This is a genomic window from Corallococcus macrosporus DSM 14697 (assembly GCF_002305895.1).
Classification (GTDB): Bacteria; Myxococcota; Myxococcia; order Myxococcales; family Myxococcaceae; genus Myxococcus; species Myxococcus macrosporus.
The window spans coordinates 2,418,053-2,437,888 of sequence record NZ_CP022203.1; the positions used below are offsets into that span (position 1 = coordinate 2,418,053).

The 19,836-nt window shown below is 69.2% G+C and carries 16 protein-coding genes and 2 tRNA genes; 16 read left to right on the forward strand and 2 right to left on the reverse strand.

The window, feature by feature from the left end:
- Nucleotides 1-174 precede the first annotated feature (174 nt).
- From MYMAC_RS10380 to MYMAC_RS10450, 15 genes are all read left to right on the forward strand, one after another.
- A tRNA-Lys gene (locus MYMAC_RS10380) sits at nucleotides 175-247 on the forward strand.
- 109 nt (nucleotides 248-356) lie between these two features.
- Nucleotides 357-438: transfer RNA gene (locus tag MYMAC_RS10385), tRNA-Leu, on the forward strand.
- 103 nt (nucleotides 439-541) lie between these two features.
- On the forward strand, nucleotides 542-1,819 hold the full coding sequence (gene tig, locus MYMAC_RS10390) for a trigger factor (protein WP_095957979.1): 1,278 nt from the start codon (nucleotides 542-544) through the stop codon (nucleotides 1,817-1,819).
- Between the two features lie 21 nt (nucleotides 1,820-1,840).
- Nucleotides 1,841-2,461: an ATP-dependent Clp endopeptidase proteolytic subunit ClpP gene (gene clpP / locus MYMAC_RS10395; protein ID WP_011552098.1), complete on the forward strand. Its 621-nt coding sequence runs from the start codon at nucleotides 1,841-1,843 to the stop codon at nucleotides 2,459-2,461.
- A 216-nt stretch (nucleotides 2,462-2,677) separates the two neighbouring features.
- Nucleotides 2,678-3,961, forward strand: coding sequence for an ATP-dependent Clp protease ATP-binding subunit ClpX (gene clpX, locus MYMAC_RS10400; RefSeq protein WP_013938613.1), 1,284 nt, complete (start codon nucleotides 2,678-2,680; stop codon nucleotides 3,959-3,961).
- 195 nt (nucleotides 3,962-4,156) lie between these two features.
- On the forward strand, nucleotides 4,157-6,322 hold the full coding sequence (locus MYMAC_RS10405; protein ID WP_095957980.1) for a prolyl oligopeptidase family serine peptidase: 2,166 nt from the start codon (nucleotides 4,157-4,159) through the stop codon (nucleotides 6,320-6,322).
- A 199-nt stretch (nucleotides 6,323-6,521) separates the two neighbouring features.
- Nucleotides 6,522-8,978, forward strand: coding sequence for an endopeptidase La (lon, locus tag MYMAC_RS10410; protein WP_013938615.1), 2,457 nt, complete (start codon nucleotides 6,522-6,524; stop codon nucleotides 8,976-8,978).
- Nucleotides 8,979-9,118: 140 nt separating this feature from the next.
- Nucleotides 9,119-10,828: a peptide ABC transporter substrate-binding protein gene (locus tag MYMAC_RS10415; protein WP_095961554.1), complete on the forward strand. Its 1,710-nt coding sequence runs from the start codon at nucleotides 9,119-9,121 to the stop codon at nucleotides 10,826-10,828.
- A 199-nt stretch (nucleotides 10,829-11,027) separates the two neighbouring features.
- On the forward strand, nucleotides 11,028-11,912 hold the full coding sequence (locus MYMAC_RS10420; protein ID WP_095957981.1) for an ABC transporter permease subunit: 885 nt from the start codon (nucleotides 11,028-11,030) through the stop codon (nucleotides 11,910-11,912).
- 70 nt (nucleotides 11,913-11,982) lie between these two features.
- A complete protein-coding gene (locus MYMAC_RS10425; RefSeq protein WP_013938618.1) occupies nucleotides 11,983-12,795 on the forward strand; it encodes an ABC transporter permease subunit in 813 nt (270 codons plus the stop codon).
- 103 nt (nucleotides 12,796-12,898) lie between these two features.
- Nucleotides 12,899-13,360 carry a response regulator gene (locus tag MYMAC_RS10430; protein ID WP_013938619.1) on the forward strand — a complete coding sequence of 154 codons (462 nt, stop codon included), beginning with the start codon at nucleotides 12,899-12,901 and terminating at the stop codon, nucleotides 13,358-13,360.
- Between the two features lie 71 nt (nucleotides 13,361-13,431).
- The gene (locus MYMAC_RS10435) at nucleotides 13,432-13,977 is read left to right on the forward strand and encodes a YqgE/AlgH family protein (protein WP_095957982.1); all 546 of its coding nucleotides are present in this window, start codon (nucleotides 13,432-13,434) and stop codon (nucleotides 13,975-13,977) included.
- Nucleotides 13,977-14,234 carry a BolA family protein gene (locus tag MYMAC_RS10440; protein WP_011552107.1) on the forward strand — a complete coding sequence of 86 codons (258 nt, stop codon included), beginning with the start codon at nucleotides 13,977-13,979 and terminating at the stop codon, nucleotides 14,232-14,234. Before MYMAC_RS10435 ends, MYMAC_RS10440 begins: the two co-directional genes overlap by 1 nt.
- Before the next feature lie 16 nt (nucleotides 14,235-14,250).
- Nucleotides 14,251-14,571, forward strand: a complete 321-nt coding sequence (gene grxD, locus MYMAC_RS10445; protein WP_013938621.1) for a Grx4 family monothiol glutaredoxin — start codon at nucleotides 14,251-14,253, stop codon at nucleotides 14,569-14,571.
- Nucleotides 14,572-14,660: 89 nt separating this feature from the next.
- Nucleotides 14,661-16,043 (forward strand): DUF2914 domain-containing protein, encoded by a 1,383-nt coding sequence (locus tag MYMAC_RS10450; protein WP_095957983.1) that lies wholly within the window; start codon nucleotides 14,661-14,663, stop codon nucleotides 16,041-16,043.
- Nucleotides 16,044-16,053: 10 nt separating this feature from the next.
- Here the strand turns inward: MYMAC_RS10450 and MYMAC_RS10455 are convergent, their stop codons facing one another.
- Both MYMAC_RS10455 and MYMAC_RS10460 read right to left on the reverse strand, forming a co-directional pair.
- Entirely contained in the window at nucleotides 16,054-17,604 is a 1,551-nt protein-coding gene (locus MYMAC_RS10455) for an aminopeptidase P family protein (protein WP_204817498.1), read from the reverse strand.
- A gap of 31 nt (nucleotides 17,605-17,635) precedes the next feature.
- A complete protein-coding gene (locus tag MYMAC_RS10460) occupies nucleotides 17,636-18,400 on the reverse strand; it encodes a 16S rRNA (uracil(1498)-N(3))-methyltransferase (protein WP_095957985.1) in 765 nt (254 codons plus the stop codon).
- A 170-nt stretch (nucleotides 18,401-18,570) separates the two neighbouring features.
- On the opposite strand from MYMAC_RS10460, the gene MYMAC_RS10465 reads away from it, so the two are divergent.
- Nucleotides 18,571-19,755: a tRNA-uridine aminocarboxypropyltransferase gene (locus MYMAC_RS10465; protein ID WP_095957986.1), complete on the forward strand. Its 1,185-nt coding sequence runs from the start codon at nucleotides 18,571-18,573 to the stop codon at nucleotides 19,753-19,755.
- The last annotated feature ends 81 nt before the right edge of the window (nucleotides 19,756-19,836 follow it).

Sequence of the window (19,836 nt, forward strand, 5' to 3'; positions counted from 1 at the left end):
GCCCGGCCGAAGGGCATGCGGACCAGCATCGGCTCCCGGAAAAACTCGGGCGGGAGCGATCGCCACGGACAGGAATGAAGGGGGAGGCGAAAAAACGTTTTGACACAGCAGGCGGCGTTCTGTAGTTACCGCCGCCACCTGGACGCCGCGCAGGCGACGGACCGGGGCAGTGCCGGGAGCGTAGCTCAATTGGCAGAGCAATGGACTCTTAATCCATAGGTTGTGGGTTCGATTCCCTCCGCTCTCATTGTGAAGGCCCCTCCAGAAATGGAGGGGCCTTTTGTTTTTTGCGGCCTCTGCCGTCCCGCGGACGTTTCGCGGTAAGACGGTGCAGCAGCGCACGACGACGCAGCCCTGGGCGGGTGGCGAAACTGGTAGACGCGCCAGACTTAGGATCTGGTACCGCAAGGTGTGAGGGTTCGAGTCCCTCCTCGCCCATTTCGCGTTGACCCGTTCGTGCCTATCCCCTAAAGGCGCACGTCCCACTTTTCCGGCACCGCCCGAAACGACTGACTCGGCGGCGGTGGCGAGCGAGGCCCGCATGAAGGTCCAGGTCGAAGAGCTCTCTCCCATTGAGAAGAAGCTCTCCATCGAGGTCGACAATGCCCGCGTGGCGGAGGAGCTTTCCCGCGCGTACTCCAACCTGGGCCGCCAGGTGCGGCTGCCGGGGTTCCGTCAGGGCAAGGTGCCTCGCCGCATCCTGGAGCAGCGCTTCCGTGACCAGGTGGAGGACGAGGTCATCCAGCGCGTGGTGCAGAGCGCGTACGTGGAGGCCATCCGCGAGCACAACGTGGAGGTCGTCGCCACGCCGCAGGTCACCAACTCCGGCCTCAAGCCCAACACGCCGTTCACCTTCGAGGCCCGCGTCGAAGTGAAGCCCAAGGTGGAGGCCAAGGACTACGTCGAGCTGCCGCTGACGAAGTCCGACACCGCCGTCACCGACGAGCAGGTCAACGAGCAGCTCGAGCGCATGCGCCAGTCGATGGCCCGCCTGGAGCCCGTCACCGACCGCGACACCGCCGCCTCCGGCGACTACGCCACCGTGGACTTCGACGCCACCGTGGACGGCCAGCCCTTCACCGGCAGCAAGGCGGAGGGCATCACCGTGCAGGTGCAGCCCGGTGAGCTGGTGGAGTCCAAGATTGCCGCCCTGGAGGGCGTGAAGGTCGGCGAGTCCAAGGACATCGACTATGCCTTCCCCCAGGAGTACCGGGTGGAGGAGGTGCGCGGGAAGACGGCGCGCTTCCACCTCACGCTCAAGGGCGTGCAGAAGGAAATCGTCCCCGAGCTGAACGACGACTTCGCCAAGCAGTCCGGCATCGCCCAGTCCCTGGACGAGCTGCGCACCAAGCTCCGTGAGGACATGGAGAAGGCGCGCAAGTCCCAGGTGGAGGGCGAGGAGCGCGAGGCGCTGGTGAAGGCGCTGCTGGAGCGCAACACCTTCGACGTGCCCCGCGCCATGGTGGAGCGGGCCATGGACTCCATGCTCCGCGGCGCGCTGCAGCAGCTCCAGCGCTCCGGCGTGGACCCCCGCCAGCTCAACCTGGACTTCAACCGCCTGCGCGAGGACATGCGCGAGAAGGCCCTCCAGGAAGTGAAGGGCACGCTGCTCTTCGAGTCCATCGCGGTGAAGGAGGGCATCCAGGCCTCCGACGCGGACGTGGACGCCCGCATCGAGCAGCTCGCCAACGAGGCGGGCCAGCCGGTGGCCGCGGTGCAGAAGTACTTCAAGGGCGCCGACGAGCGGCTCGGGTTGGCTCTCCGACTGAGAGAGGAAAAGACGATTGAATTCCTGAGGAGCCGGGCGAAGTATTCGTAAGGTTCTCTCACCGAGGTCGACATGCCCTTCATGCCCGTTCCCTACGTCATCGAGCAGACCCACCGGGGTGAGCGCTCGTACGACATCTACAGCCGGCTCCTGAAGGACCGCATCGTGATGCTCGGGACGGAGATCGACGATGACGTGGCCAACGTCATCGTCGCCCAGCTCCTGTTCCTGGAGTCGGAAGACCCGGACAAGGACATCAACCTCTACATCAACTCGCCGGGCGGGTCGGTGACGGCGGGCCTCGCCATCTACGACACCATGCAGTACGTGAAGTGTCCGGTGTCCACCATCTGCGTGGGGCAGGCGGCCTCCATGGGGGCCGTCCTCCTGCTCGCCGGCGCCAAGGGCAAGCGCTACGCCCTGCCGTCCAGCCGCATCATGATTCACCAGCCCCTGGGCGGTGTGCGCGGTCAGGCAACGGACATTGAAATCCAGGCGAAGGAAATCCTCCGGATGAAGGCGAAGCTCAACGAGCTCATCGTCAAGCACACCGGCCAGTCCATCGAGCGTGTCGAGAAGGACACGGACCGCGACTACTTCATGGGCGCGTCCGAGGCGAAGGCCTACGGCATCATCGATGAGATCCAGAACCCCCGGAAGGTCGTGGGCCTGGGCAAGGAAGAGAAGAAGTAGGCGGATTGCCGAGGCTTCGGGGCCTCGGCCGGCAGCCGGAGCCGCGGGAATGCGCCCCCGCGACTCCGGCTTTCTGCTTTCTGCGTCACGGCACAGTCCCTGTTAAGTACCCGGAAGGCGCGTGGACGTTCCGGACGGGGGCTGACTAGATTGGTCCCGAGCCAGGAACGGGGTGGAGTTCGGGGTCGGGGCCTTTCAGGCGCAGCGAGGGACGAAATGGCGGGCAAGAACGTGGAGAAGCGAGACAACCAGACCCTCTGCTGCTCCTTCTGTGGAAAGTCACAGAAGGAGGTCAAGAAGCTCATCGCGGGGCCGACGGTCTACATCTGCGACGAGTGCATCGGGCTGTGCAACGACATCATCGCGGAGGAGATTGACCGCGAGGAGACGAAGGACACCAAGCTGCGCATCCCCCGGCCCTCCGAAATCAAGGCGGTGCTGGACGAGTACGTGATTGGGCAGGAGCGGGCGAAGAAGACGCTCTCCGTCGCCGTGCACAACCACTACAAGCGCATCGAGTCCAAGGTCTCCATGGAGGACGTGGAGCTCCAGAAGAGCAACATCCTCCTGCTGGGGCCCACCGGCAGCGGCAAGACGCTGCTGGCGCAGACGCTGGCGCGCATCCTCAACGTGCCCTTCACCATCGCCGACGCCACCTGCCTCACCGAGGCCGGCTACGTGGGCGAGGACGTGGAGAACATCATCGTCAACCTGCTGCAGGCCGCCGACCACGACATCGAGCGGGCCCAGCGCGGCATCGTCTACATCGACGAAATCGACAAGATCGCCCGCAAGTCGGAGAACCCCTCCATCACCCGCGACGTCAGCGGCGAGGGCGTCCAGCAGGCGCTGCTCAAGCTCATCGAAGGCACGGTGGCCAACGTCCCGCCCAAGGGGGGCCGCAAGCACCCGCAGCAGGAGTTCCTGCAGGTGGACACCACCAACATCCTCTTCATCTGTGGCGGCGCCTTCGGCGGGCTGGACCAGGTGATTGAGCGGCGCCTGGGTGGGCGCAGCCTGGGCTTTGGCGCGGAGGTTCAATCCAAGAAGCAGCGCAGCCTCACGGAGCTGCTCAAGCACGTGGAGCCGGAGGACCTGCTGAAGTTCGGCATGATTCCGGAGTTCATCGGCCGCCTGCCCATCATCACCGCGCTGGAGGAGCTGGATGAGGCCGCCCTCATCAACATCCTCAACCAGCCGAAGAACGCGCTCACCAAGCAGTACCGCAAGCTCTTCGAGCTGGACGGCGTGACGCTGAAGTTCACCGACGGCGCCCTCAAGGCCATTGCCAACGAGGCCATCCGCCGCAAGGCGGGCGCCCGTGGCCTGCGCTCCATCCTGGAGTCGGCCATGCTGGACGTGATGTACGAAATCCCGTCCCGCAAGACGGCCCGCGAGGTGCTCATCTCCGAGGAGGTCATCCTCAAGAAGAGCGAGCCGGTGGTGCTCCACGCACAGCCGGAGAAGGACGCCGCGGAGCCCAAGAAGGAATCCGCCTGACGTCCGGGCCCGCGCGGGGCCCGGGGTCGTCTGGTTGACGGGGCGCGTCACGGAGCCACCTGGTGTGGTCCGGGCGCGCCCCTTTCGTCAGGCGGGTGGGCGGGCTTGCGTTGGCCCCGCCACACTTTTTGTGGGACGGCCGGGGGCCTTTCTGTATGTGCTGGGCCCATGAGAAAGCTGCTCGTCCCCGCCCTGATGTCGCTCGCGGCGTGCGCCTCGCAGAAGGAGGCCGCGCGCGAGGAGCTGCCCGCGGCAGCCTCCGCGGCCCCCGTACCTGAGGAGTCTCCCCGCATGGCCTACCCGGCGACCCGGGCGGAGCAGGTTGTCGATACGTTGCACGGCGTCCAGGTGGCGGACCCGTACCGCTGGCTCGAGGACGAGAAGGCCCCCGAGGTCCAGGCGTGGATGACGGCGCAGGACGCGTTCGCCCGCGAGCAGCTCGCGAAGTTCCCCGGCCGTGACGCGCTGGCCGCGCGCTTCAAGGAGCTGTTCTACACCGACTCCATCTCCACCCCGTCGCGCCGCAACGGGCGCTTCTTCTACGTCCGCACCCACAAGGACAAGGAGAAGGCCATCCTCTACTGGCGCCAGGGCGAGAGCGGGCCGGAGAAGGTGCTGTTGGATCCGAACGGCTGGAGCAAGGACGGCACCGTGTCCCTGGGCACGTGGGCCGTGTCCTGGGACGGCAAGAAGGTGGCCTTCGCCCAGAAGCCCAACGCCGCGGACGAAGCCATCCTGCACGTCATCGACGTGGACTCCGGTGAGTGGTCCAAGGTGGACGTCATCGAGGGCGGCAAGTACGCCACGCCCAAGTGGACGCCGGACAGCAAGGGCTTCTACTACGAGTGGCTGCCCACCGACCCCTCCATCAAGGTGGACGAGCGGCCCGGCTACACCACCATCCGCTACCACGCGCTGGGCACGGACCCGGCGAAGGACGCGGTGGTGCACGAGCGCACCGGCGACCCGACGACGTTCCTCGAGAGCGACCTGAGCCGCGACGGCAAGTACCTCTTCGTCTACGTCCTGCGTGGCTGGAGCGAGAACGACGTCTACTGGAAGCGCCCGGGCGAGAAGGACTTCCGCCTGCTGGTGAAGGGCGCGGGCGCCAAGTACGAGGTGCACGCCTGGAAGGACCGCTTCTACGTCGTCACCGACGAGGGCGCTCCGCGTCAGCGCATCTTCGAGGTGGACCCGGCGAAGACGGACCGCGCGGCGTGGAAGGAAATCGTGGCCGAGGACCCGGTGGCCTCGCTCCAGTCGGCGCGCATCGTCGGCGGACACCTGGCGCTGGAGTACCTGAAGGACGCCACCACCGAGGTGCGCGTGGCCACGCTGAAGGGCAAGCCGGTGCGCACGGTGGAGTTGCCGGGCGTCGGCGCCGCGTCGAACCTGGTGGGCCTGGAGGACCTGGACGAGGCCTATTTCCTCTTCACGTCCTTCACCACGCCCCGGCAGATCTACAAGACGTCCGTCAGCACCGGGAAGTCCGAGCTGTGGGCCAAGGTGGACCTGCCCATGAACCCGGAGCAGTACAAGGTCGACCAGGTCTTCTACACGTCCAAGGACGGGACGAAGGTGCCCATGTTCGTGGTGCACCGCAAGGACCTGGCGCTGGACGGCAACGCGCCCACGCTCCTGTACGGCTACGGCGGCTTCAACGTGAGCATGGAGCCCACCTTCCGGGCGAGCATCCTGCCCTGGCTGGACGCGGGCGGCGTGTACGCGGTGGCCAACCTGCGCGGCGGTGGTGAGTATGGCAAGGCCTGGCACGACGCCGGCCGCCTGGACAAGAAGCAGAACGTCTTCGACGACTTCCACGCGGCGGCCGAGCACCTGATTCAGGCGAAGTACACGCAGCCGAAGAAGCTGGCCATCCACGGCGGCAGCAACGGCGGCCTGCTGGTGGGCGCGGCCATGACGCAGCGGCCGGAGCTCTACGGGGCGGTGGTGTGCGCGGTGCCCCTGCTGGACATGGTGCGCTACCACCTCTTCGGCAGCGGCCGGACCTGGATTCCGGAGTACGGCACGGCGGACAAGGCCGAGGACTTCAAGACGCTGCACGCCTACTCGCCCTACCACCACGTGCGGCCGGACGTGCGCTACCCCGCGCTGCTGATGATGGCCGCGGACCACGATGACCGCGTGGACCCCATGCACGCCCGCAAGTTCGTGGCGGCGGTGCAGAACGCCCCGGGCAACCCCACGCCGGCCCTGCTGCGCATCGAGGCCAACGCGGGCCACGGCGGCGCGGACCAGGTGGCCAAGGCCATTGAGTCCAGCGTGGACCTGTATTCGTTCCTGTTCCATGCCCTGGAGGTCCAGGGGGCACAGGGTGGGGTGGCGGCGCAGGGCCGCTGACACCCCCGGCGAACGCCCGAGGGAGCCTCGGGTGTTCCCTTGATGGCACGACGCCGTTCCCCAATCTTGAGCCGGGGAACGGCGCCGCGAATCGCCGTGTTATAGAACTGCTGCATCCCGTACGAATGCTCGGCGAGCGAGCAGACGGGCAACTCTTCTAGGGGCCTGATTCACCCAAGGGCCCGCAGGTGGCGGATACATGTTCTTCGGACGTGACGACAAGAAGGAAGCCCAGAAGCGGGGTCTGACGGTCCCGCTCTTGCCCCTTCGGGACATCATCGTGTTCCCGCACATGGTGGTGCCGCTGTTCGTCGGCCGGGAGAAGTCCATCGCCGCGCTGAAGGACGCGATGGCGCACAAGGGGCCGGACGACAAGGCCGTCATCCTGCTGGCCGCGCAGAAGAAGGCCAAGACGAACGACCCCACCCCCGACGACATCTTTCACTTCGGTACGCTGGGCCACGTCATCCAGCTCCTCCCGCTGCCCGACGGCACGGTGAAGGTGCTGGTGGAAGGCGTGCGCCGCGCCAAGGTGAAGAAGTTCCACCCCAACGACGCCTTCTTCATGGTCGAGGTGGAGGAGGTGGAGGAGCAGACGGAGAAGACGGTGGAGCTGGAGGCGCTGGTCCGCAGCGTCCACTCCGTCTTCGAGGCCTTCGTCAAGCTCAACAAGCGGATTCCGCCTGAGATGCTGATGCAGGTGGCCAGCATCGATGACCCGGCGCGCCTGGCGGACACCATCGTCGCGCACCTCTCCCTGAAGCTGAACGACAAGCAGGCCCTGCTCGAGACGGAGTCCCCGGCCAAGCGCCTGGAGAAGCTCTACGAGCTGATGCAGGGGGAGATCGAGATTCTCCAGGTGGAGAAGAAGATCCGCACGCGCGTCAAGAAGCAGATGGAGAAGACCCAGAAGGAGTACTACCTGAATGAGCAGATGCAGGCCATTCAGAAGGAGCTGGGTGAGCGCGACGAGTTCAAGAACGAAATCCAGGAGATTGAAGAGAAGCTGAAGAACAAGCGGATGAGCAAGGAGGCCACGCTCAAGGTCAAGAAGGAGCTGAAGAAGCTCCGGATGATGAGCCCGATGAGCGCCGAGGCCACGGTCGTCCGCAACTACATCGACTGGATCATCAGCCTCCCCTGGTACGACGAGACGCAGGACCGCCTGGACGTCACCGAGGCGGAGACGGTGCTCAACGAGGACCACTACGGCCTGAAGAAGCCGAAGGAGCGCATCCTCGAGTACCTGGCCGTGCAGCAGCTCGTGAAGAAGCTCAAGGGCCCCGTGCTGTGCTTCGTGGGGCCGCCGGGCGTGGGCAAGACGTCGCTGGCGCGCTCCATTGCCCGGGCCACCGGCCGCAAGTTCGTGCGCCTGTCGCTGGGCGGCGTGCGGGACGAGGCGGAGATTCGGGGCCACCGGCGCACGTACATCGGCGCGATGCCGGGCAAGCTCATCCAGTCGCTGAAGAAGGCGGGCAGCAACAACCCCGTCTTCCTGCTCGACGAAATCGACAAGATGTCCACGGACTTCCGCGGCGACCCGAGCGCGGCGCTGCTGGAGGTGCTGGACCCCGAGCAGAACCACAACTTCAACGACCACTACCTGGACCTCGACTACGACCTGTCCAAGGTGATGTTCATCTGCACCGCGAACACGATGCACAACATCCCCGGTCCCCTCCAGGACCGCATGGAGGTGATTCGCATCGCGGGCTACACGGAGCCGGAGAAGCTGTCGATTGCCCGGCGCTACCTCATCCCGAAGGAGCAGGAGGCCAACGGGCTGACGGACGTGAAGGTGGACATCAGCGACCCCGCGCTGCGGACCATCATCCACCGCTACACGCGCGAGTCCGGCGTGCGCTCGCTCGAGCGTGAGATTGGCGGCGTGTTCCGGAAGATTGCCCGCGACGTGCTGAAGAACGGCAAGCGGGACATCGAGGTGGACCGGAAGATGGCCATGAAGTTCCTGGGCACGCCTCGCTACCGCTACGGCGTGGCGGAGCGCGAGGACCAGGTGGGCATCGTCACGGGGCTGGCCTGGACGGAGCTGGGCGGTGAAATCCTCACCACCGAGGCCACCATCATGCCGGGCAAGGGCAAGCTCATCATCACCGGCAAGCTGGGCGAGGTGATGCAGGAGTCCGCGCAGGCGGCCATGTCCTACGTGCGCAGCCGCGCCGAGCGCTTCGGCATCGACCGCAAGGTGTTCGAGAACTACGACATCCACGTCCACCTGCCGGAGGGCGCGATTCCGAAGGACGGCCCGTCCGCCGGCGTCACCATCTGCACCGCCCTGGTGAGCGCGCTCACCCGCGTGCTCATCCGCCGCGACGTGGCCATGACGGGTGAAATCACCCTGCGTGGACGGGTGCTCCCCATTGGCGGCCTGAAGGAGAAGACGCTGGCCGCGCACCGGGCGGGCATCAAGACGGTCCTGATTCCCAAGGCGAACAAGAAGGACCTGAAGGACATCCCGCTGAAGATTCGCAAGCAGCTGCGCATCGTCCCGGTGGAGTTCGTGGACGACGTGCTGCGCGAGGCGCTGGTGCTGGAGAAGCCGGAGGAGTTCGGCCGCAAGCCCACCACCGACGGTGGCAAGCTGGGCGCGAGCGCGGAGCTGCCGGCCACGTCGCCGGCCGTGGCTCCGGCCTAGCGGAGCCGGATGACAGCACCCGGCGGGCCATCGCGCCTGCCGGGCTGGGCTGAAGGGAAGCCAGGATGCCGGACGACCAGGGTCGCCGGGCTCCTGGCTTCTCCTTTTTCGGGGCCTGGGCCTTCGGGGTAGAAGAGGCCCTGGTGGCTCCGCGCGCTCGACTCCGGTGGTGGTGGTTCCTGCTGGCCGTGTGGGCCGCCTCGTGTGGGCCCTGCGGCTTCCAGCCGGAGCCCGGCGTGAAGGTGGTGGTGCCGGCCATGCCCACCACGCTGGATTGGAGCCACTCCGACCCGGATAGCTGGGCCAACTACCCGGTGATGCTGGCCACGCAGCGCGGACTCACCCAGTTGGGGCCGGACCATGGCGTGGAGCCTGGGCTGGCCGAGCGGTGGGGGCGCGTCACGGACGGGCAGGGGCGCGACGTCTACACGTTCCACCTGCGGCGGGACGTGCGCTGGTCCAATGGCGCGCCGCTCGTCGCCCGCGACTTCGTCATCGGCTGGCGGCGCGCGCTCCAGGGCCGCGAGCGCGGGGAGATGGCGGACCTGGCGGGGGCGGCGGAGGCGCTGGCGCTCCAGGAGCGGGGCGCGCCGGAGACGGAGGTCCGCGCCGCGCTGGAGCGCGTGGGCGTGGAGGCCGTGGACGCGCACACGCTGCGGGTGACGCTGGCGCGGCCGCGCAGCTACTTCCTGGCGCGCGTGGCCAACGTGTACCTGTTCTATCCGGCGCCCTCGGCGGACCTGGAGGGGAAGTCGGACGAGGCCGTCCGCGACTACTTCGACCGCCCTCGCGACGGCCGGCCGCTGGCCCTGGGGCCGTACCGCGTGGAGCGGTGGGACCGCGCGGGCGAGCGCGTGCGGCTGGTCCACAACCCGGCCTCGGCGTTTGCCTCGCCGCTGGCGGAAGGGGAGACGCCTGCCCCGGTCATCACCCTGATGAAGTCGGAGATTGGCCCGGCGCTGTATGAGCGGGGACGGGTGGACTTCGTCTTCGTGGACAGCGCCGCGGCGCTGCGCATCCACCGGCCGGACGACCTGCGCCGCGAGCCGCTGCTGTCCACCTACTTCCTGGCCTTCAACACGGAGAGGGCGCCGCTGGACAGGCCGGAGGTGCGGCGCGCGCTGGCTCGGGCGTTGGACCGCGAGGCGCTGCTGGCGGGGCTGCTGCCCGTGGCGCGGCCGTCCCATGTGCTGCTGCCGCCGGAGCTCCCGGGGGCCGCGACGGCGGCCGAGGCCGAGCGCCTGCCGCGCTACGCGCCGGAGCAGGCCCGGGCGGAGCTGGCGGGGGTGGCGGGCTTGGAGCGGCCGCTGCGGCTCATCTACCGGTCGGGGGATGGCTTCGTGCCCGAGGTGGCCATCGCGGAGCGGGTGGCCGCGCAGCTCGCGCGCGTGGGCGTGCGGGTGGTGTTGGAGGCGCGCTCGGATTTCTCGGCGGAGATTTCCCGGCGCTCGGCGCAGGGGCCCCGCACGTATGACTTGTACCTGCGGCGCCTGGGCGCGGACTACGCGCACCCGAACACGTTCTTCACGCTTTTCGAGCGCGAGGGCAATCACCAGACGGGCTGGGAGACGCAGGCGGGCGGCGAGCCGATGGCGCGCTTCGAGCGATTGCTGGCGCAGGGCGACGGCGCGCCGGATGAGGCGACTGCCCGTGCGTCCTATGTCCAGGCGCAGGAGGTGCTGGTGGGGGAGCAGGCCGTGATTGCGCCGCTGTACCACCCGGACCGTTACTACCGCGCGCGGGAGCGGCTGCGCGGCGTGGACGTGGACCCCTTCAACTTCCTGGCGCTGCGCGCGCTTCGCCTGAGGGCGGTGGCGGCGGATGCGCCCCGGGCGGAGGATGCCCCGTGAGCGGGAGGCAAGGCGCGTTGTCTGTCGCGAGCACTTCGCGTGGGACGCATGGCGGACGCGCTCTGGGTGGGCGTGGCGCTCAGGCTGACAAGCGCGTGTCATCCTCCATCGCCCAGCGGTGTGTTTCGAAGTCGGCTCGCGTTCGCCAGGTCATGCGGCGCTGGGCTGCTGGCGCGGGGCTCCGATGGGGAGGCGCGCCATGAGGGCCATTGCCCAGCGACTGTCGCGGCAGCTCATCCTGGTGCCAGTCGTGGCCGTGGCGTCGTACTTCCTCATGGCCTCGTTGCCGCTGACCGCGGAGACGGACGCGAAGCGGCAGGTGTCGCGAGAGCTGGCGGCGTCGTACCGGCGGGACCTGGGCATTGGTGAGCCGCTGGGCTTCCTGCGCCCGTGGGAGAAGCTCTTTCGCGGTGAGCGCCTGGGCACGAGCGCCCAGGGCATCACGGGCGATGAGCTGCTGACGAAGCTGTCCGGCAGCGTGGGCGTGGGGCTGATGGCGCTGCCGCTCGCGCTGACGTGGGCCCTGGGTTTCGCGTTGCTGCGCACCCGGTGGCGCAAGGGCCGGTGGGCCGCGCTCGGTGACGTGGTGCCCGCCGTGGCTTTCGGTACGCCCGTGTTCATCCCCGCGTTGCTGCTGGCGCCCGGCGTGGTGGAGCGGGGCTACCTGCTGCCGGAGCTGTGCGCGGCGCTGGTGACGTCCATCTGGCCCGGCATCTTCCTGGGCACGCTGGTGGGTGATTCGCTGGAGGCCGAGCTGTCGCGTGACTACGTGCGCACCGCGCTGGGCAAGGGCCTGTCTCGCGCCGCCGTGCTGCGCCGCCACGTCCTGCCCAATGTCTGGCCGGCCATGCTGGACGCGGTGGGGCCGGTGGCCACGTCGCTGCTCGCCGGCTCCTTCGCGGCGGAGCGCGTGCTGGGCCTGCCGTACTTCGGCCAGCTCTACGTGTTGGCGGTGCTCAACAAGCAGGTGGCCGTCGTCGTGGTCGCCACCACCACCTTCGCGACCTTGCTCGTCGTCGTGAGCCTCGCGGTGGAGGTCCTTCGCTACGCCGTGGACCCGCGCTCGCGGGAGGCCTCGGCATGAGCCTCGTTCTCGCGCACGCGTGTGGCGGCCTGGCGCCCCCCACCCCCCCGCGCTCCCCGGAGGCCTCGGCATGAGCCGGATTCCCACGCGCGCCCGCGTCGGCCTGGCGCTCCTCGTGGGGCTGGGCCTGCTCAGCCTCGTGGCGGGGCGGCTCTTCCCGGAGGCCCTGGCCAGCACCTGTCCGCTGGGCATGGACCCCACGCGCCCGGACCGGAGCGTGTGCGAGCTCGCCTTCGGTGGGCTCTGGGTCTCCCTCGCCGTGGGGCTCGCGGCGGGCGCGCTCTCCACGCTCATCGGCCTCGCCGTGGCCGCCGCTGCGCGCCTGTCCGGCGGCGCGGTGGAGCAGACGCTGCTGCGCGCCGTGGACGCCGTCTTCGCCCTGCCGGACGTGCTGGTGGTGATGGTGCTCCAGCTCGCGGGGCAGTCGCTCTCCGACGCGGGCGTCGGCGGCGGCCTGGGCCCCTTCGGGCTGATGGTCGTCTCGCTGGCCCTGGTCGGCTGGGCGGGCCCCGCGCGCATGTTCCGCAACCGCCTGGCGACGCTCGAATCGCAGGAGTACGTGGCCGCGTCCCGGGCGCTGGGCGGAGGTGGCCTGCACCTGCTGCGCGTCCACCTGTGGCCCGCGCTGCGGCCCTTCGCGCTGGCGGTGTTCCTGTCCCGGCTCCCCGCCGCCATCCTCACCGAGTCCACCGTGAGCTTCTTCGGCATCGCCCGGATGGAGCCCATGTCCCTGGGCCGCTACCTGGGCACCAGCTACGCCGCCCTCATCTACGAAGGCGGCGGCCGCGTGGTGCTGCCCGCCTGGGCGCTGCTCGTGCTGCTGGTGCTCGGCGCCTCGCTCGCCTCCCAGGCACTCTCCGGGGCACCTCGCAGGGCAGCCTGACGGACAGCGCGGAGGGGCGCCGGCCCCCGCGCGAAGTGGAATTCCCAACGTTGGGGGAGGGGTTTCTCTCACACGGAAACCTTTTGCCCACATCGGTGCCTCCATGTCCCTGACGCCCAGCGAAGAGCTTGTCACCTCCACCGAACTCGACTCCCGCGAGCGCGAGGAGCGCACGGACTCTCTCAAGCTGGAGCCCGCGCGCGGCGCCGTGCTGGTCGTCGAGGACGACCCGTCCCACCGTGAAATCCTGGTGGAGATGCTGGCGGGTTGGGGCTACGAGCCCCTGCCCGTGGGCAGCGCCGAGGAGGCGGAGTTCGCCGTGCGCAACAAGCGCATGGACGCCGCCATCGTCGACGTCTTCCTGCCCGGCCGCAGCGGCGCCACGCTCATGTCCCGCCTGCGCGAGCGCTTCCCCCAGTCCGTCCTCATCGGCGTCAGCGCCATGAGCGACGCGGCCATGGCGCGCAAGTGCAAGGGGCTGGGCGCGGACCTCTTCATCGGAAAGCCCCTGGACCCCCAGCGGCTGGCCGAGGCCCTCCAGACCAGGCACACGAGCTGGCACTGATGCCCCTCCGGCCGGGGCTTCCGGGGCGGGTTCCGGTTGCGCCATCCGCGTGAACGGTTGATGCTCCTGGCGTGAAGAACCTCGCTCCCGGCTTGCTGCTGGCCATGCCCCAGCTCGGCGACCCGAATTTCCACCGCTCGGTCGTCTTGATGCTGGAGCACTCGGAGACGGGCTCCATGGGGCTCGTCATCAACCGGGGGGCGCCCCTCACGCTCGGCGAGCTGGCGCGCGGGCAGAACCTGGGCATCGCCGCCGGACGGAAGGAGCACGCCGTCTTCCTGGGCGGGCCGGTGGAGCCCCAGCGGGGCTTCGTCCTCCACGACGACACGGAGCAGCGGGAGAAGCACTCGGTGCTGCCCGGCCTGTACCTGAGCGTGACGCTGGACGCGCTGGGCCCGCTCCTGACGAACCCGAACCCACGCCTGCGCTTCTGCCTGGGGTACGCGGGCTGGGGGCCCAAGCAACTCGAGAGCGAGATTGCCGCCGGCTCCTGGCTCTTCACCGAGGCCACCGCGGAGTCGGTGCTCGGGCAGGAGCCGTCGAAGCTGTGGGACGCGACTTTGCGAAGCATGGGGGTGGACCCCGCCATGCTGGTGATGGGAAGGGGAATGAACTGATGCTCGACGCCGAATTCATCCGGGCCCGCATCCTGGAGGCCCTGCCGGGCTCCGAGGTGGAGGTGCGGGACTACACCGGGACGGGAGACCACTACGAGGCCCGGGTGGTCAGCCCCGACTTCGCTGGGAAAGCCATGGTGCAGCAGCACCAGCTCGTGTACGCGCCCCTCCAGCAGTGGCTGAAGAGCGGCGAGCTGCATGCGCTCGCGCTAAAGACCTATTCTCCCGAGCAGTGGAAGAAGCTCGGGACTCGCTAGAAGGAGAGCGGTACCCATGACGCCTGAACTCAAGGCCCGGTTGGAGCAGGAGACCCGGGCGCACAAGATTGTGCTCTTCATGAAGGGCAACGCGCTGTTCCCCCAGTGTGGCTTCTCCGCGCGGGCGCTGCAGCTCCTGCAGCCCCTGGGTGAGGTCCACACGGTGGACGTGCTCGCCGACCCGGAGATTCGCCAGGGCATCAAGGACTTCACCAACTGGCCCACCATCCCCCAGATTTTCATCAACGGGCAGTTCATCGGCGGCTCCGACATCCTCATGGAGCTGGCCGAGCGCGGTGAGCTGGCCGACCTGGTCGCGGGCAAGAGCCCGGCCTAGCGGACGGCGCCTCGGGGAGTGACGGGCGAGGGGAGACCGGCTCCCCTCGCTGCGGCTAGAATGGAAGGCCGCTGCCCCGAGGAACCGCCGTGGTCACTGCTACCCGTCAGAACACCCCTGAGAATCCGGACGAAGCCTCCGCCGAGGTGCCCGCCGTGGGCCCTGGCGTCGAGACGAACGTCCCCGTCGCTGAGCGCAACGCCGCCGTCGCCCTGACGGACACCGTGCCGCCGGCCCAGGCGCCGGGCGTGGCGGTGGACCCGGACGACCTGGTCGACACGGCGAAGGCGCCCACCCTCATGGAGAAGGTGCAGCAGTTCCGCACCCGCCACGAGAAGTGGGAGATGGCCGTCTTCTTCTTCGGCGGCTTCATCTACGACGTCCTCACCATCAGCCGCATCGATGACACGCTGACGCTGGCGCAGAACTTCGGCTACCTGCTGGTCCTCACCGGCCTGCTGCTGCTGGAGCAGCGCTACCCGGACGGCGTGGAGCCGCCGAAGTTCCTGCGGAAGGTCTGGCGCTGGCGCGAGGACGGCATCCACTTCCTCTTCGGAAGCCTGCTCAGCGCCTTCATGCTGCTGCTCTTCAGGAGCACGTCGGGCGCGCTGCCCTACCTGTTCGTGGTGGGCCTCTTCGCCCTGCTGGCGGCCAACGAGCTGCCCGTGTTCCGCAGGCTGGGCCCCGTCATGCGCATGGTGCTGCTCAGCCTGTGCGTGACGATGTACTTCGTCTGCCTGCTCCCGGTGGTGCTCGGGCGGATGGGCTTCTGGGTCTTCGTGCTGGCCGTCGCGGTGGGCTCGGCGAGCATCTACGGGATGATGCGCCTCATCGCCCGCTGGCGTCCGGACGACAGCCGCTACGTGCTCCGCAACGTGGCCATCCCCGGCTTCGGAGTGCAGGCCGCCCTGCTGGGGCTGTACCTGGTGGGCGTGATTCCGCCGCTGCCGGTGGCCGTGCAGTTCGCGGGCATCTACCACCAGGTGGAGCGGGTGAGCCCGGGCGTCTACCACCTGTCCTCGGTGGACTCCGGCGCCTGGTACAAGCCGTGGACGTGGGGCGGGCCGGACTTCCTGATGCAGCCGGGGGACAAGCCCTACTACTTCTTCCGCATCTTCGCGCCGAAGCACTTCCAGTCGTACAAGGTCCGCGTGCGCTGGTACTTCGACGACCCGCAGAAGGGCTGGACGACGTACGGCAACGGCTTCATGGCCACCGTCAGCAGCAACGGCACGGACGGCGGCTACCGCTACTACGCGACGACGTCCCACCTGAAGCCCGGCGATTGGCGCGTGGTGCTGGAGACGGAGGACGGGCACGAAATCCACCGCCTCAGCTTCAGCGCCGGGCCGGACACGAGCTCCGGCCCCCGCGTCTTCGACGTCGACGTGTCCACGCTCAAGGACGTGAAGCCCCTGCCACTGGCGCAGTGGCAGGAGCGGGCCGCGGCCGCGGCGGCGAAACCGAAGTAGCGCGCCGCGCCTACTTCTTCTTGCCCTTCCGGGCGGCCTTGTCCGCCGCCCAGAGGGACTTCATCCACGCCTCCACGTCCCGGGCCTTGCTGGGGATGTTGGCGGAGAGGACCTTGCAGCCGCGCGCGGTGACGACGACGTCGTCCTCGATGCGCACGCCGATGCCGCGGTAGCGCTTGGGCACGGTGAGGTCGTCCGTCTGGAAGTACAGGCCGGGCTCCACCGTCAGCACCATGCCCGGCTGGAGCTTCCCGTACTTGTAGGCCTCCTGCCGCGCCTGGGCGCAGTCGTGCACGTCCAGGCCCAGCATGTGGCTGACGTTGTGGAGCGAGTAGCGCTTGTAGAACTGGTGCTCGTCCTTGAGCGCCTCCTCGGCGCTTTCGAGGATGCCCAGGGACTCCAGGCCCTCCGCCAGCACGCGCATGGCGGCGCGGTTGGGCTCCATGAAGTCCTTGCCCGGCTTCACCTCTGCGAAGGCCGCGGCCTGCGCCTCCAGCACCAGGTCGTAGATTTCGCGCTGCTCCTTGGAGAACTTCCCGGAGATGGGCAGGGTGCGGGTGATGTCCGCGGTGTAGAGCGTCTGGCCCTCCACGCCCGCGTCCAGCAGCAGCAAATCACCGGGGACGAGCGGCCCGTCATTGTGGTGCCAGTGCAGGATGCACGCGTGGGCGCCGGAGGCGGCGATGGTGCGGTAGCCCACGTCATTGCCTTCCACGCGGGCGCGGAGGTTGAAGATGCCCTCCACGTAGCGCTCCGTCTTCGCCGACTTCAGGCCGCGGATGACGTCCTCGAAGCCGCGCTGCGTGGAGTCGATGGACGTCTGGAGCTCCTTCAGCTCCTGCGCGTCCTTGAGCAGCCGCATCTCCGACAGCGCCTGGGCCAGCCCCTTGTCCTTGTCCTTCTCCGCGGGCTCCGGCACGGCGCCATCCACCTTGGGGGACAGGCCGCGCAGCACGCGCGTGGGGCGGCTCGCCGCGCCGCTGAGGTTGGAGAGGTAGTCCGGCAGCTCGTTGAGGCCGCGGGCCTCGTCCACGCCGTAGCGGGCCTGGCTCTCCTTCACGCCCAGGCGGGGGCCTTCCCACAGCTCGCCCTTCACGCGGTCGGTGAAGAAGGTGGCGTCGGTGCGGCCGGGGTTGGGCTCCACGAAGAGGACGTCGGTGTGGCCGCCCTTCTCCTTGGGCTGGAGGACGAGCACGCAGTCCGGCTCCAGGTTGCCGGTGAGGTAGTAGAAGTCGCTGCCCGGCCGGAAGCGGAAGTTGGTGTCGTTGGCGCGCACCTTCTCGTGGCCGGTGGGGATGACGAGCGTCTCGCCGGGGAACAGCTTGGAGAGCGCCCGGCGGCGGGCCTTGAAGGACTCCGCGCTCTTGATTCGGGGCGGGAGCTTCTTCGAGCGCGGCTTCCAGTCCTTCATCATGAAGTCGAGCAGGGCCGGCGGCGGCGCCGTGTCATGCGTGGCGGGCTTCGCCGGCGCGGCGGCGGGAGCCTGCTCCTCGGAGGTGACAATCGGCTGTTGCTCGCCCAGGGCGGGCTGAGCGGCGGCGGAAGAACGGTTCGTGGCCATGGACAACTCTTCACCCGGCCACGCCGGGCCTTCAAGTCAGAGTTGTCGCCGAAGGCGCCGCAGTGTCGTCCCGGAGAAGCGCGACCTGCCCGAGGAGGACGGGGACGGCCGTCTCCACGCGGAGAATCCGGGGCCCCAACGAAAACGGGTGGAAGCCGTGGGCTTCCAGGAGGTCGGCCTCGAAGGGCACCCAGCCGCCGTCCGGGCCTATGGCCAGCACGACGCGCTGGGCCAACCCCACGCCCAGTGCGCGGAGCGGCTGCCGCGCGGGCGGGTGGGGGAGCAGGCGGAGGGACTGGGGGCCGAAGACGGCGTCGAGCTCGTCCTCGACGAAGGGGCGGAAGCGCTCGCGGACCAGGACCTCGGGGAGGCGCGTGTCGCGGGCCTGCTCCAGGCCCTGGATGAGCAGCTCGTGGACGAAGGCCGGCTCCAGCACCTTGGAGTCGAAGTAGCTCTTCTCCACGCGCGCCGCGTTGACCAGGACGATGCGGTCCACGCCCAGCGAGGCCACCGCGGGCAGCACCTTCTTCAGCGCCTTGGGCCGGGGGATGGCCAGCAGCAGGTCCACGCCCGCGCGCGGCGGCGGGGGCTCGGTGAGGGCGACGCGCAGGTGCAGCACCCCGGCGCTGTTCTCCAGGACCTCGCCGGTGCCCGTGAGGCCGCCCAGGCGGCCCACGCGCAGGGATTCACCGGGCTCGGCGCGCAGCACCTCTCGGGCGTGCTGGGCCCGCCGGCCGGTGAGGCGCGCGGTGCCGTCGGGCAGGAAGTCATCGTCCACCAGGAGCAGCAGGTTCACGGAGGCCTCTGTACCCCGTCGCCTGGAGGCATGGGAGTCCCCCGTCCAGGGGCATGTCGGGCCTGTGGGGGTGGCCGCCCCCGGGAAGCCGGTCCCCGGGCACCCAGCCTGCCCGCCGCTCCCGTGGTGGGGCTTGCCCCCCATCGGAGCGTGCCGTAAAGGCGGGAGCCGTGCGTAACCTCTGCCTGCGTTGCCGCCGTCCTGAAAGCGCCTGTTATTGCGCGCAACTGCCGCCCCGGCTGGAGACTCGCACGCGCGTCGTGTTCCTCCAGCACCCGCGCGAGAGCCGCGTGGCCATTGGCACCGCGCGCATGGCGCACCTGTCGCTCAGCAACTCCGAGCTGCATGAAGGCGTGGACTTCACCGGCCACCGGCGCATCGAGGCGCTGGCCGCGCAGCGCGACTCCGTGGCGATTCTCTTCCCGGGCGACGACGCCATCACGGTGGAGGAGGCGCGGCTGAATCCGCCCAAGACGCTCATCGTCGTGGATGGCACCTGGCCCCAGGCGAAGAAGGTCGTCTCGCGCAACCCGGTGCTGGCCGGGCTGCCGCGCATCGGCTTCGTGCCGCGCCGGCCGAGCAACTACCGCATCCGCTCCGAGCCCGCGGACCACTGCGTGTCCACCATCGAGGCGGTGGTGGAGATGCTGGGCATCCTGGAAGGGGACCCGGCGCGCTTCGACACCATGCTGCGGGCCTTCGAGTACATGGTGGACACGCAGCTCGCGCGGCAGGCGACGCGCACCTCGCCCAACCGGCGCCGCATCTACTTCGGGCCGTGGCGCCCGCCGCTGGAGCTGCGCTCGCTGGCGGAGCGCTTCGAGAAGCTCGTCGTCTTCTACGGCGAGGCGAACGCCCACCCCGCGGGAGGCGAGGAGATTCCCACCGAGCTGGTGCACGCGGTGGCGTGCCGTCCGTCCACGGGCGAGCGCTTCGAGGCCGTCATCGCCCCGGAGCAGCCGCTGGCCTACAGCACGCCGCTGCACGTGGAGCTGCCCGAGGACGTCCTCCGCGCGGGCGAGCCCCGGGCCGAGGCGATGAAGCGCTTCGAGGCCTTCCTGCGCCCCGATGACGAGCTGGCGGTGTGGACGACGTTCGCGCTGGACCTGCTGTGGGCGGGTGGCATCACCCGGCGTCCGGCCAGCAGCGTGCGCCTGGCCACCGCGCGCGCGTTGAAGGGCAAGGCGGGCGGCGTGGAGCAGGCGATGACGCTGCTGCAAGGGCCGGACGTGCCGCAGTGGGCCCCGGGGCGCGCGGGCCGGCGCATCCGCGCGCTGGAGTCCGTGGTGCGCGAGCTGGTGGCCCGAGGCAACGCCACCGAGCCGCCGCAGAAGCTGCCGCGCACCGGCTCCTGAGGCCGCTGCCGTCCGGCGCGCTTCGAGGTTCGAGGGCTGACGCCGTCCGCGCGGCCGGAGCGGGGTGCGAGAGCCGACGCC